This is a genomic window from Brevibacillus sp. RS1.1, from assembly GCF_013284365.1.
Taxonomy (GTDB): domain Bacteria; phylum Bacillota; class Bacilli; order Brevibacillales; family Brevibacillaceae; genus Brevibacillus; species Brevibacillus brevis_D.
In genome coordinates this window covers 912,616-926,423 of record NZ_JABSVA010000001.1, presented here as the reverse complement: position 1 = coordinate 926,423, position 13,808 = coordinate 912,616, and the positions used below count along the sequence as shown (strand labels likewise).

Below are 13,808 nucleotides of genomic sequence, written 5' to 3'. Positions count from 1 at the left end.
CAAAAGCAATGAGATAGCGAATGCACTCATTGCTTTTTTTGATTTACCATGCTGTTATTTTGAGGAGGATGTAACAATGAACATGATGGATGCTAACGAAATTATCGCGTTTATTCAAAAAAGCGAAAAGAAAACACCTGTGAAGGTATATGTGAAAGGGAACCTGGAGGGAATCGACTTTGGTGCGAGTTCCAAAGCCTTCATTACTGGTCCGACTGGTGTTGTTTTTGGTGAGTGGAAAGAGATTGAGCCAGTACTCGCTGCTAACGCAGACAAAATTGAAGATTATGTAGTAGAAAGCGATCGTCGCAACTCCGCTATTCCGTTGCTGGATACAAAAGGGATTCAAGCGCGTATTGAGCCAGGCGCTATTATCCGTGACCAAGTGACAATCGGTAACAATGCGGTCATCATGATGGGTGCTTCCATTAACATCGGTGCAGTGATCGGTGAAGGTACGATGATCGATATGAATGTTGTAGTAGGTGGACGTGGAACCATCGGGAAAAACTGCCACATCGGCGCTGGATCGGTTATCGCAGGCGTTATCGAGCCGCCGTCTGCACAGCCAGTTGTTGTCGAGGATGATGTTGTCATCGGAGCAAATGCTGTCATTCTGGAAGGTGTACGCGTAGGAAAAGGTGCTGTTGTTGCAGCAGGTGCTGTCGTCATTGAAGATGTACCTCCATACGTAGTAGTTGCGGGAACACCTGCACGTGTGATCAAGCAAATCGATGAAAAAACTCGTTCCAAGACAGAGATCAAGCAGGAGCTACGTCAGCTGTAAGGGAGAGAGTGCACATGGACTGGCGTTCGCTCGATGAACAATATATCGTCTCCTCTTATAAAAGAATTCCGATTGCCATAGAGAAAGGCGAAGGAAATTACTTGTACGATACGAACGGGAAGAGTTATCTCGACTTGTTTACTGGACTCGCGGTAAACGTTTTGGGGCATTCTCATCCGCGCATTGTACAGGCTCTGCGTGAGCAGGGAGAGCGCTTCTTGCATATTTCCAATGTATTTTTAAACAAGCCGGCTATCCGATTAGCGGAGCGTTTGGTTGCAAACAGCATCAGCGGTAAGGTGTTTTTCACCAACTCTGGTGCGGAGGCCACAGAGTCTGCGATCAAGCTGATTCATAAATGGACGAAAAACGAGGGAGCAGGTCGTGAAGGCATCGTTGTTTTACGCAACAGCTTTCACGGGCGAACACTTGGAGCAGTACGTCTGACGAGGCAGGCTCACGTCTATCAAGACTTTCCTCAGCCAGCTTTTCCTGTTTATGAACTGGATGTGGAGGACACGGCAGGATTGCGAGCGATTTGCCAGGAGGCAAGACCCGCTGCAGTCCTTATGGAGCCAGTCTTGGGTTCCGGCGGTGTCGTGCCACTAACAGAAGCGTTCTTGCGAGAGGTAGCTGCCATCTGTGAACAAGAAGGCATGCTCTTTGTCATGGACGAAATCCAGACAGGAATGGGCAGAACAGGAAAGCTGTTTGCTTATGAGCATGCAGGCGTAACGCCAGACCTTATCCTATTCGCCAAAGGCATAGGGGGAGGGCTTCCACTCGGCGGTGTCATCGCTGGTCCAAAGCTGATGAACCAGTTCAAACCGGGGGATCACGGAACGACATTTGCACCATCGCCATTGTCTGCTGCCCTGGGGAATGTCGTGTTGGACGAATTGCTTAATCCAGCCTTCATCGCTCATGTAGAAGAAGTGATTGCGTACCTGTGGTCGGGGTTGGAAGCGTTGCGAACGCGTCTTCCAGATCAACTGCAATCCCTTCGCGGAAAAGGCTTGATGGTTGGAATTCCGCTCTCTTCCACCCCAGAAGAGGTAAGCCACTTGCAGCAAGCATTGCTTGACGAAGGAATCCTTGTAGACGTGACGCAGAAAACGATTGTTCGCCTGCTGCCGCCACTGACGTTGACAAAAGCCGATGTCGACCGTTTCCTTGCTGTGTTTGAAGAGCAATTAACAGCAAGAACAGGTACGAAAAAGGAGGCGTAGACCATGACGACTTCCTTGTTTACACAAATTCGCCGAGATTTGCACCAAATACCGGAGCCAGGCTTCGCTGAAGTGAAGACGCAGCAATACTTGCTCGATTATTTGAAAAAGCTGCCTCAGGAGCGAATCGAGATCAAAACGTGGCGGACAGGCATTTTGGTCAAGCTGGCAGGAACAAAGCCAAAACGACTAATTGCCTGGCGGACGGATATGGATGGCCTACCGATCGTAGAGGAAACGTCCTATCCGTTTCGATCGCTTCATGAAGGGTATATGCATGCTTGCGGCCATGACATGCATATGGCAATTGCTCTTGGCCTCCTGACGCATTTTACTGAGCATTCGATCGCAGATGATTTGCTGTTCCTCTTCCAGCCGGCAGAAGAAGGTCCTGGCGGTGCTTGGCCGATGATGGAAAGTGAAGAGTTTGCAGAGTGGCGACCGGACTGCATTTTTGCTCTGCATATCGCGCCAGAATACCCAGTTGGTCAAATTGCGACAAAGCCAGGAATTTTGTTTGCCAACACTTCTGAGTTGTACATTGATCTGGTCGGCAAAGGGGGGCATGCAGCCTTCCCTCACAAGGCGAATGACATGGTGGTTGCAGGAAGCCATCTGGTGACACAGCTTCAATCGATTATTTCGCGCAATATCGATCCATTGGATTCTGCCGTCGTAACGATTGGCAAGCTGGAGAGCGGGACGAAGCAAAACATTATCGCGGAGAAGTCCAGGCTAGAAGGGACGATCCGAACCTTTTCGATGGAATCGATGGCACTTGTCAAAAGCCGCATTGAATCTCTCGTAAAGGGAGTGGAAATAGGCTTTGATTGCCAGGCAACGATTGACTATGGCGTTGGTTACTGCCAGGTTTACAACGAGGAGCAGCTAACGACAGACTTCATGCAATGGGTACAGGAGCAATGTGATGATGTAACTCTCATCGCCTGCAAGGAAGCTATGACCGGAGAAGACTTCGGGTACTTTTTGAAAGAAATCCCCGGCTTTTTATTCTGGCTGGGTGTGCAAACGCCATACGGCTTGCACCATTCCAAAATTGAGCCCAATGAAGACGCGATCGAGGTTGCTATTCGACTGGTCTCCCGGTATTTTACTTGGCTTTCGCAACAGGAGTAGCAAGTGTCAGGAGTAAAAAAAAGAGTGGCTGGATAGCCGCTCTTTTTGCTGTGTCATTCCCAGCTATATTTTGGTCAAGAGTAAGAAGTAGTTACTAACATCTCTGTGTATAAGTCTTTCTTCCTAAGGTTTTTGTGTTTGTGGATATTGTGGATATTGTTGAAAAAACTTATCAGGGCAGCACAACTATTTCCTTTTCCAAACGTATAAACTAGGGAGAAGAAATTCCGGAAAAACAAGCGCTGCCGCGCACACATACAGGAGGATTATTGACATGAAAAAAGCATGGTTATCGGCCTTGTTGGCGTTGACTGTAGCAGCAGGGGTGGGGAGCACTACTGCGCTGGGAGAAGGTGCGATGCGCGTATTTTTCGGTGCGGAAACTGTAGCGAGTGAAATGCCAGCATCCAAGGCTGAATCGGTAGAATCAATAGTGAACAAGCTCGGTGGTTTCGTCGATTACGATCAGCAATCTGGCAAATTGCAAGTGATTAAGCCAAACGTAAATATTATTGTGGTCGAAGGGATTCAGCAGACCCGCAATAAAAATGTCGTTTTCAGCAACCCTGTCAAAGGATACAGCGATAAAAATGTCCCTCGTACGTTTAACGTTTTCGTAGAGGTTGATGACGCGCCTATCGCCAAAGACTTGCGCATGCAGCTCGTGTTGGTCGGACCAGACGGCAAAGAAGTGTCTAAAGGGAAAGAGTGGAAATACTCCACACAGAATGCAAACAGTTTTTATTTTTCCGAGCCTTTTGTATCTACGAAACTCGAAGCATACGGCACTTATAAAGTACAAGTTCAAATGAAATCAGAGAAATTCACTTCTTATGTAACCGTCGGTGAAAATACATTTACAGTTGGACGCTAAAAATTATGGCTTGGATGCGTTTCCACTTTACATGTCCCCGTGCTATAATATACGGAAAAGCCAATATACTTGGTAATAGCAAGTAAAAGAAAGGAACGATGGGAGCGAATGGAGACAAATCCCCCGCGATCGTCCACGGATGTAGAAGGCCCGAGTATACGCATTGCCTGGAAAGATGAGCAGTCCATTCAGGCAGAGTGGAGCATGACGAAGGAGTTCGAGCAAGAAATAGAGCGAAAGTTTGCTATTCCATTTGCTGAACTGCCTTTTGTCCTACGCCTTTTTGATGTGACGTACCGCAAAGAGATCCGAAATGATGGCACTGACCTTTACACTGATTTTGATATCAACCACCGTTCTTCCGAATGGATTTTGTACGGAGTGACGCAAGGATTGGAATATTGCGTCGATCTGGGAATTCGGATGGTGGACGGAAGGTTTTATTCGCTGTCCAGGTCTCAAATGATTTGATCAACGTGCTCAAGCAACGTTACGACTGAGGCAACTGCATTTTTATACGAAACAGCCCCATTACCCACAAAATTTGCTTGTGGCAATGGGGCTTTTGATTTTTATTCATGGACTCATGGCTTCTCTCGCTGTTTGTCCAGCAGTCGCAGGGCAATTGCTAAAACAAGCCCATACTGGCATTGGTTCATCTAGCTTATTTAGCCAATCCGGCGAGGTCAGCAAGCCCTCCTGTAACGCACGATTTCCCAGCTCCCGTTTCCAGGGAGGAATCGATTGTGGCTCTTCCGGGCCGAATTGATCGTACTGGGTCAGGTTGTACGTCTGAATGAGGCGCGTCAGCTTTTCAGCGTACGCAGGATCGGTAGCGTAGCCGGCTTCCTCTAAAGCCTGTGCGGCTTGTGCGGGAGTCGTGGCTGCAAGCACGTTTTTGTAAGTGGGCTTGCGTAGAAACTGGGCATGGTCCTCCATGGCTTGCTGATAATTTTCATAAGCGCGGAACTGGGAAGTACGTGTAACCGTCTTTCCGTTTTCTACCTCTTTGCTTTCGATGGTGACAGAGCCAGCAGGTCCCGTTCCCTTTATTCCAAAGAGGTTGTACGAGGATGTCCCAGTGGCAGGGTCAACAGGTACTTTTTGACCCCAACCTGACTCGAGTACGGCTTGCGCTATTGTAATGGAGGGGAATATACGATGGTTCTGATAAGACTTTCTGGCGTGGTCAGCAATCAGCTGAATAAATGCTTGGGCATCCATAAGCTCCCCCCTTTCCTCTCTATTCGTATGAAAAAAAGAGGTCGGGGGGAATAGGCCTGAACATGAAAAACAGTCGATATGATTCGACTGTTTTCCGTTTTTCTTTATGGCTTTCGAGGTTGGAAATATTGAATGCGGTTGTTGAAGAGGTGGAGCTCTGCTTTATAATCACGTGCCAAGTATCGACAGTACTCATTTGCCTTGTTTTTGTCGCCATGTGTGGCTGATTCAGGGAGGGACACTTGTATGTAGTGCTTTTCGGAACCGTTTTCATTTTTGCTCCCGACTCCAACAACGATGGCTTTGTACATATTTGGGTCTTTTCCTTTGAGAAGGAACCACGCGTCCTTTCCTTCAGGGCGTTCTTCTAGGGTGTAAGGGAAAGCGGCGTCAGCATAGGTCCAGCCCAACTGCTTTCCAGTTTTTGTGGTCATGTCAACGTATCGCGTAAACTTGGCTTTCACGTCGTCAATACTTGCAGATGCTGCGGTAGAACCATCAACGAAATAGATGTAGGCCGATTGAAGTTTCACGACTGCACTCACTCCTAGTACCGGTATTCTGTGCGTTAAGTGTAGCATTGTCTTCCACTCTTTGGCAATGAGGCAGTTGGCGACCAAAAATAATTGCGCGTTTTTTCTGAAAAGTGTAAAATATATATCATATTTATATGCCGTTAGATGAACGATAAAGGATCATGGAGGAATATACGCATGCAGGAGGCCTCAATTAGACATGTATTCGAAGCTTTAAACACCATGCGCGCCATCGATGTGGTGAACAAAGAAGACTGGGAGCGGGCAGCGAAGGAAGCTGAATTGGATTCCTCCGTGCAGTTAAACATTCTCTGGATCATCTACTGCTATGAAGGTGTACGCGTCACGCAAATTGCAGATTGGACCTTCTGGCATCCCTCTTCGATTGTCATTCATATCAAGAAATTAATGGAGAAAGGCATGGTGACCATCGAAAAGTCGGAGTTGGATGGGCGTGTGGTTCACGTATACCCGACTGAAAAAGGAAAAGAAGTATTGGAAGCCAGTCGAAGAAGTGTACCAGATATTTTTAGATTGACGTATGCATTGGAGAAAATGGAGGAACGATACAGTACAGCAGTAGTTGAACTGTTCTTTGAATGTCTCTCCTTTGTCGCGCAATCGTTGCATGGTGCAGAAAAAGTAAGATGGATTCAAGAAGGCGAAGACAGGGTCATGAACCCGACACGTCTGGTAAATGATGCTGTTTGGGTGGCAAAAACGTAATTTTTCGCTTATACTAGTGAATAATCCGAATATTTCACGAAATTCGGAGGCCAAAATACTGTTGAGGAGGGATTGCTGATGGAGCACTACGACCACTTATACGACGTATCGGAGAATGCTAATGTACGTTTTCTCGGTTTTATTTCAGAGGGAACACGATACGACTTTGGCATGGTATTTACACACAAGTTTTATGGGAAGCCGTTGGTGATCTGTATGCAGACAGGGCAATCGACTCTTCTCAGTTCTGAAGATGCGGTGAATCCAGGATACCTGCAAAAAATTTTCAGGCTGGATTCGGAGAACGAGGCAGTCGCGCTTGCTGAGTTTTTTCAGGAGCATTTACCATCCATTCCATTTGAAGAAAATCAGTATTAGGTAACGAGCAGAAGTTTATCTTCTGCTCGTTTTGGTTTTTTTTGTAAAATGCGATCCTCTGTTTTTTAGTATAATCGAAAGAAATCAAGCAGTAGGAGGAACAGGGAGAATGGGTGTACATAAATGGTCGGCCAATGATTCTCGTGGAGCCATTGTTCTCGTCCATGGAACGGGAGAGCATCATGGGCGTTATGAGCATGTAGCGGCTTATTTCAATCAGGCAGGCTGGGACGTATATGCGGAAGATTTGCCGGGATGGGGGCGCTCTCCTGGGAGACGGGGGCATATTCAATCATTCGAAGACTATTTGTCCCGTGTACGTGAGTGGACGAGTACCGCTCTTGCCGATGCATCAGGGGAGAAGCCAGTATTTTTAATGGGGCATAGTCTGGGTGGTCTCATCGCGACTCGCTTTATTCAGACGGATGAGCGGAGCAAAGAGTTGGCAGGGTTAATTCTCACATCTCCATGCATGAAGCTCAAATTGGCTGTACCGGCGTGGAAGGAGCAATTGGCACAATTTCTCGATCGGGTCTGGCCAACCCTTGTCATGCCGAATGGAATCACTCCCGATATGGTATCGCGCGACGAAGCTGTTCAGGCAGCTTATCGGAACGATCCGCTCAATTATTCCAAGGTAAGTGTCAGATGGTTCACGGAATTAAACCGATCTATGGAAAAGGCGTGGGAGGAAAGAAATCGAATCAAGCATCCTGTCCTTGTTTTGCAGGCTGGTGCTGATACATTGGTTGATGCGGATGCTGTGGAGCAGTTTACAGCCGGCCTTTCAGACAGACAAACCTTTGAGCGATTCGCAGGCTTGCGACACGAAATTTTGAATGAACCTGAAAAGGAAGAAGTTTTGCAAAAAATCGTGACCTGGTTGAATGACAATATTCCGTTGTAATGTGACATACTAATTATCAACAAATGCATCTTGACTCCGAACGTTGTAGCGTATTAAGATGAATGTAACATAACATTTAAAGGAATATGCGAATCAATTGAATGCGGAGGGGACATAGATGGGAACTATCGTATGTCAGACTTGCGGAACCATCATCGAGCATTTTGAAAGTAACTCAGTGAAAACGCTTTATGCGGTGTGCAACTGTGACTGCCGACCTGGTGAAAGACAGGAAAAAGAATAAAAAAATAGTCAACAGGCCTACGGTGAGGCCTGTTTTTTTTGACAACCTTTTCCGTATGGAGGATAATGGAGAAGAGTGAAAATCGTTGTAAAAGGAGGAATTGTTTCATGAAGCGAAAACCGATGCAGGGAATGCTGGCCGCTGCACTTTTGGTCACATCTCTGTGGAGCGGGACACCGGCGCTTGCCTACAGTATTGGTGATGAAGAAAAAATCGATGCGAGCAAGCCTGAGATTTCCGGAGCCGGTTATGACATTTCCAAAAAATATGCCGTGTGGATGGTTGAAGGGGAAGAAACCGTAACCCTTTACAATCTCGATAAAGGTACACAAACGCAAATTGGCGACAAGGAATCTGAAAAGACGAATCCGAAAGTCGATGGTGAGTATGTCGTGTGGATCGACTCCCGTGATGGAGGTTCGGACGTCTACTTGTATGACATCGCGAAGCAAAAAGAAACCCGTTTGTCAGATGGGTCAGCAACTGTCGATGGTGTGGAGATCGGGGATAAAAACGTCGTCTGGACAGATAACGGGGATGTTTATCTGTACAAAATTTCTACAGGTGATACAGAGGTCGTATCTGCGAATGGAAAAGCAAGCAACCCAGTGGTAAGTGATGCGTATGTCGCATGGGAAGATGAGCGAGATGGCAACAGCGATATTTACTATTACGATATCAAAGCCAAACAAGAAAAGGAAGCTGTCGTCCAAAAAGGCGATCAAGGGCGTCCTACTCTTTCCACAAATAAAATTTTGTATGAGAATCGCTCCTATAATCAAATCTACGTGCATACCATTAGCAATGGCAGAAACAAGGAATTGACGAACGGTTCAAGTGACAAAGAATTTGTACATACGTACAAAGACGATTATGTGTATGCGGAAGGTAATGATTTGATCTATCGTACCGTCGATAAATCGTCCAAAAAGAAGATTGACTCCAACCTTTCTGGAAATGTAGGGCCGAAAATTTATGGTGACTACATTTTGTATGCCAAAAAGGACAGTAATAAAAAGCTCCAGCTTCATCTGTATGATCTGGACGATAAAGAGCAAGTTCCGCTGGGTAATGTAGGTGGCGATCCTATTGATCCAGCTGGCCACGATCGTTATGTCGCATATGTATCAAAGTCTAAGAATAACAATGCGATCGTTCTTTACGATATGGAAAAAGGAACGAGCAAAGCCATCAGTGGTTCAGATCAAGATGCTGCTCGCCCTGTCGTAAGCTCTCGTTATGTTGTCTGGTATGATCAGAAGGAAGACGCACTCTTCTCCTACGATATTCGTAAAGGCGTCCAAACGCAGATCACAAACGAAGATGATGATCAAAAGCCGAGTGAGAAGTTTTACGAAATCGACGGAGAACGTCTATTGTGGGTTAATGTCGATCGCAGAGCAGAAGTGATCATCACAAATCTGTCCACTGGAAAGCATACTGAGGTAACAAGGCTGAAAAGTGAACCGTTAAGTGTTGATATTTCTCAGGACTATGCAACCTGGGTAGTCGAAGAAGGCAAAAAGAATGCGTCGATCGTTCTCTACGATATCGAGGCAGATAGAGAAAGAGAAATTCGTAAAAACGTAAAAATAGAGAAAGCAGCTATTGGCGATGATTTCGTGGTTTGGAGCGAAGATACTGGCAATTCCAAAGCAGGTTGGGATTTGTACTATTACAACATCGACCGTCAAAAAGTCAATCCGCTGCTACGCTATTCGGATGGCGACCAGAAAAATCCACAGGCTTCACGAAATATGATTTTGTTTGAAGACAATCGTCTGTCCGGAAAAGGCAAGCAGTTCTACTTTGAGCTATATGATTTCGAAGAGGGTTCATTTAGCGATATCGAGTGGGATGATGATGCGGAATTGAAAAGCCCGCGCATGGGTGGGAATCGCATTGTCTGGGTAGATGATCGCGACAAAACTCCTTACGTTTACACGTTGGCGTTCGCTTCGGGTGCTGACGATGACGACGATGATGATGAAAAAGACGAGGACTGATTCTGAATAAATCGAGTCAGGCTCTCTGAGAGAAAAACAGACGAAAGGATTTCTTTCGTCTGTTTTCTTTTACGTCCGGCATAAATACGGCTTCAAAAGGACGAGTGCTATGAGAAATAAAAGGACGGCGACATAAGCAGGCAAGAGATGAATAAAATCAACATAGCCAACGGTGAAATGTATGCCTATGCCAGAAACAAAGCCTGGAATGCCTGCTAAAAACAATGTCCACCAAATCCACGCTTCTCCTCGCCTGATCCCCCAAAGACTGATCAGCAAGACGGCTAGGCCATTCGAAACTAATGCCCCGCCAAAGCCAGCACGGTCATGAGCAATGACCGGAATTAATCGCTCGTTGTAAGACTGCAAGGTATCAGCTGACACGCAGAGAAAGACGAGGTCGGAAGGAACGAAGACACCAGTGACGCCGATGATCGAAATGATGATACCAGCCCCTGTTAAACCAAATCCGATGATGACAAAGAGCAACTGTCCCCATAGTGCCATTCGCCAATCTCGATCATTGTGAAGCTGAGGAGGTAGGCGAGTCAAATGAACCTTCGCTGGTGTCCGTAATGCGAGCAAAAACATGGGGAACAATACGAGCGCTAAAATCGCGTGCAAGTAATCGAAGTACCCATATCCAATAAATAAAAAGATGCTGGAAAATCCAACGGCTCCGGAGACGACCAAGATGGTCCGCGTCCAGTGAATATCTTTACGTAGGCCATGGTAAGCCAGTTGGCTATACAAAATTCCTATGGATATCATCGTTCCTGCCAGACTTACCCGATCGTGTGACATAAAAGAGAGGATTTGCGCATTTAAAAATGCAAGCTGGTCGGCTGACATCCCGAGAAAGCGTTCGTCGTAGGGGAGGACAACTGTTGTTGCGGCGACCAGCCAGGCAAGTGCACCGCCGATCATCATGCCCAAGCCCAACAAGATGCCCCATACCCAAGAAGGAAATAAAAAAGCAGGTCGCTTTTCTTGTCGAGGGTTTGTGGCTGGTTGTGATTGCAAGATGGCTTCATTAATTCGTTTTGGCAAGCCAGGTCCAGAATAGACCAAGCCACTGTGTAACTGCACAAAGTCGGCACCCGCTGCCAGAAAGGTCAGAGCATCTTGTGGCTCCAGAATCCCACCTGATCCAATGATAAGAGCATCTGGCCACTGTTCCCGTGTCCAGGAGACAAATTTAACCGCTTGTTTGTGTGAACTCCTCCCCGTGGTGTAAACAAAGGTGTTCGCGCATGATGAATCTTCCTGAATGATGCCGCCAGCGACAACTAGACCGTTGAGTCCTGCTTCTTTTGCCGAGGTGAGAATCGGGAGTGCTTCCGTTTCTGAAAGGCTCGGAGGAATCGCCAGCAAGAGAGGTAGATCCGTTTGGCTGCGCAAACAGGAAAAATGTTCCTTCCACGCTGTATGGCTCCATTCTGGCTGTCCCAAATTCGCGCGCGTATCAATTGTGAAAAACGAACAGATGTGCTCTAATTTGCCGATCAGCTCCTGAAGCTCTTCTGTGGCTTCTCTCAGGCTGGTTTCTGGTTGGCAGGCCAATCTGACTCCGATCGGAATTTTGATGCCAGCAGACCCCGTCAGGCGCCTCAGAAGGCCATCTATACCATTATTTACCAAATGACCGGAATAGTGGATACTCATGGCGGTAATGTCACGTTGAACGGTGCTGTGAGAAACGATCGGATCTTTGGACACAGGTCCTAGCTCTAGAAACCCGAAGCCGAATTTGGACAGCGCCTGAATGGCGATGCATTCCGTGTCCAATCCTGCACCCAACCCGACTGGGGTAGGGAACGTGACTGGGCCCATTGTTTTGGAGAGCTGCGAGGGTGGCTCCATATGTCCCATCCATTCGATGATGGACGGACCACCCGGAATTTTGGCCAAAGTACCGATTGATTTCAAGGTAATCGATCTGGCCCGTTCGGGTGGCATGAGAAAGAGAAGTGGCCGAAATATCGTTTGATACGACCAGTCTGGCATGGCAGCATCGCACACCTTTCCTGATTTTTCCCAATTTCATCTTATCTCAAAATGCTTGCATAAAAAATAAAAAAGCTGCTCTCTCGTGAAAGAGGCAGCCGTTTTTCGGTTCGGATCGCTTAGCCAGAAATGGCGGTTTGTCTTTTTACGACTTTGATCGTTCTCAGTGTCTCATCTTCAGGACCTTGTACGGGTAATCCGACTCGAATGTTCTCCTGGATGTATGCGATATTTTCCTCGGTGATTACCTCCCCAGGTAGGAAGATCGGGATGCCTGGAGGATACACCATGATGAACTCAGTGATGACTCGACCTGCTGCTTCCACTAATGGAATCGTCTCTGTTTCTGCATAGAAAGCATCTCGAGGGGTGGTGGACAGCATAGGGATATTCGGCAGGGAGATGGTCGGCTTGTCTTCTGCTTGTACGTGCGAAAATTCAACGGACAGATCACGCAAGCCATTTACCAGCGCACGGATGGATTCTTCCGTATCTCCGGCAGTAACGAAGCAGAGGATGTTATACAGATCGCTCATCTCTACCTCAATGTTATACTTGTCACGCAGCCAGTTCTCGACTTCCCATCCAGTGATTCCGAGATCGCGTACATGGATGAGGAGCTTGGTTGGGTCCATCGCAAAAGTCGCAGGCTTTCCAAGAATCTCCTTGCCAACGCAGTAAATACGCGGGATTTCGTTAATCATATCGCGTGCTTTTGTTGCCAGCTCCATCGCTTGATCCGCGAGCATTTTTCCGTTGAGGGCCAAGTGCTGACGCGCCATGTCCAACGACGCGAGGAAGATGTAAGACGTCGAGGTCGTTGTGAGCATACTCATGACCGTTTTCACCCGATCCACATCGACGAGCCCTTCCCGTACATTCAAGATCGACGTTTGGGTCAAAGAGCCACCCAGCTTGTGTACGCTGGTTGCAGCCATGTCGGCACCTGCTTGCATGGCTGAAATCGGGAGCTCCTCGTGAAAATGAATATGCACACCGTGAGCTTCGTCGACCAATACAGGAATTTCATAGTTATGCGCCGCCCGCACGATCTCACGCAGGTCACCTGCAATACCGAAGTACGTTGGGTTAATCACCAACAGAGCAGCAGCATCAGGGTGGGCTTCCAGTGCTTTTTGCACGGCCTTCACTGTGATTCCGTGAGAAATACCCAGACGCTCGTCCATGGCAGGGTGAATAAAGATGGGGATTGCTCCAGCGAAAATAATCGCCGACATAATCGATTTGTGCACGTTACGCGGTACGATAATTTTGTCGCCAGGACTGCAGGTCGCCATAATCATCGCCATGATGGCACCGCTTGTACCTTGTACGGAAAAGAATGTATGGTCAGCGCCGAATGCCTCGGCTGCCAAATCTTGTGCTTCTTTAATCATTGCCTTCGGGTGATGCAAATCATCCAATGGCGCAATGTTGATGAGGTCTATCGAAAGAGCGTTGTCCCCGATGAACTCGCGAAATGCCGGATGCATACCCATACCCTTCTTATGGCCCGGAATGTGAAATTGAATCGGGTTCCGGTTGGCGTGCTCCAACAACCCGCTGAACAAAGGAGTTTTCATTTGTCTCACTACGATCGCCTCACTTTACTAATCAAGAATAATAAGGGGAAAAACAAACAAATTGAGTATAGCAAAATAGGGGGGGAAAGCAAGCGAATTTTTATTCAGGTTTACGTGTGGTGGCAGGAGTTTAGCCTGTAAGCCGAGAAGGTCATTTACACGAGGTGATA

General features: G+C 47.2%; 13 protein-coding genes and 1 pseudogene. 10 read left to right on the top strand and 4 right to left on the bottom strand.

Annotated features, from left to right (window positions below; all coding sequences use genetic code 11):
* The first annotated feature begins 76 nt into the window (after positions 1-76).
* The 5 genes from dapD (at position 77) to HP570_RS04275 (ending at position 4,498) form a co-directional block, all read left to right on the top strand.
* Entirely contained in the window at positions 77-787 is a 711-nt protein-coding gene (dapD, locus tag HP570_RS04295; protein WP_007723196.1) for a 2,3,4,5-tetrahydropyridine-2,6-dicarboxylate N-acetyltransferase, read from the top strand.
* Between the two features lie 14 nt (positions 788-801).
* The gene (locus tag HP570_RS04290; protein ID WP_173624977.1) at positions 802-2,016 is read left to right on the top strand and encodes an aspartate aminotransferase family protein; all 1,215 of its coding nucleotides are present in this window, start codon (positions 802-804) and stop codon (positions 2,014-2,016) included.
* Between the two features lie 3 nt (positions 2,017-2,019).
* Positions 2,020-3,153: an N-acetyldiaminopimelate deacetylase gene (locus HP570_RS04285; RefSeq protein ID WP_173605270.1), complete on the top strand. Its 1,134-nt coding sequence runs from the start codon at positions 2,020-2,022 to the stop codon at positions 3,151-3,153.
* Between the two features lie 274 nt (positions 3,154-3,427).
* Complete coding sequence (locus HP570_RS04280) at positions 3,428-4,027, top strand: hypothetical protein (protein WP_016740669.1); 600 nt, start codon at positions 3,428-3,430, stop codon at positions 4,025-4,027.
* A gap of 108 nt (positions 4,028-4,135) precedes the next feature.
* Positions 4,136-4,498 carry a DUF4912 domain-containing protein gene (locus HP570_RS04275; RefSeq protein ID WP_007723202.1) on the top strand — a complete coding sequence of 121 codons (363 nt, stop codon included), beginning with the start codon at positions 4,136-4,138 and terminating at the stop codon, positions 4,496-4,498.
* 113 nt (positions 4,499-4,611) lie between these two features.
* Here HP570_RS04275 and HP570_RS04270 read toward each other — a convergent pair.
* Positions 4,612-5,251: pseudogene (locus HP570_RS04270) on the bottom strand (glycoside hydrolase family 73 protein).
* A 104-nt stretch (positions 5,252-5,355) separates the two neighbouring features.
* On the bottom strand, positions 5,356-5,784 hold the full coding sequence (locus tag HP570_RS04265; protein ID WP_016740671.1) for a DUF1885 family protein: 429 nt from the start codon (positions 5,782-5,784) through the stop codon (positions 5,356-5,358).
* A gap of 180 nt (positions 5,785-5,964) precedes the next feature.
* On the opposite strand from HP570_RS04265, the gene HP570_RS04260 reads away from it, so the two are divergent.
* The 5 genes from HP570_RS04260 (at position 5,965) to HP570_RS04240 (ending at position 10,048) form a co-directional block, all read left to right on the top strand.
* Complete coding sequence (locus HP570_RS04260) at positions 5,965-6,513, top strand: MarR family winged helix-turn-helix transcriptional regulator (protein WP_026134060.1); 549 nt, start codon at positions 5,965-5,967, stop codon at positions 6,511-6,513.
* 78 nt (positions 6,514-6,591) lie between these two features.
* Entirely contained in the window at positions 6,592-6,891 is a 300-nt protein-coding gene (locus HP570_RS04255; RefSeq protein WP_015892160.1) for a DUF3055 domain-containing protein, read from the top strand.
* A 109-nt stretch (positions 6,892-7,000) separates the two neighbouring features.
* Positions 7,001-7,798: an alpha/beta hydrolase gene (locus tag HP570_RS04250; protein WP_173624976.1), complete on the top strand. Its 798-nt coding sequence runs from the start codon at positions 7,001-7,003 to the stop codon at positions 7,796-7,798.
* 118 nt (positions 7,799-7,916) lie between these two features.
* Positions 7,917-8,042: a GapA-binding peptide SR1P gene (locus tag HP570_RS04245; protein WP_015892158.1), complete on the top strand. Its 126-nt coding sequence runs from the start codon at positions 7,917-7,919 to the stop codon at positions 8,040-8,042.
* Positions 8,043-8,149: 107 nt separating this feature from the next.
* Entirely contained in the window at positions 8,150-10,048 is a 1,899-nt protein-coding gene (locus HP570_RS04240; protein WP_173624975.1) for a TolB-like translocation protein, read from the top strand.
* 69 nt (positions 10,049-10,117) lie between these two features.
* On the opposite strand, the gene HP570_RS04235 is transcribed toward HP570_RS04240, so the two are convergent.
* Positions 10,118-12,055, bottom strand: coding sequence for a beta/alpha barrel domain-containing protein (locus HP570_RS04235; RefSeq protein ID WP_173624974.1), 1,938 nt, complete (start codon positions 12,053-12,055; stop codon positions 10,118-10,120).
* 119 nt (positions 12,056-12,174) lie between these two features.
* Complete coding sequence (locus HP570_RS04230) at positions 12,175-13,647, bottom strand: aminotransferase class I/II-fold pyridoxal phosphate-dependent enzyme (protein ID WP_015892152.1); 1,473 nt, start codon at positions 13,645-13,647, stop codon at positions 12,175-12,177.
* Positions 13,648-13,808: the final 161 nt, after the last annotated feature.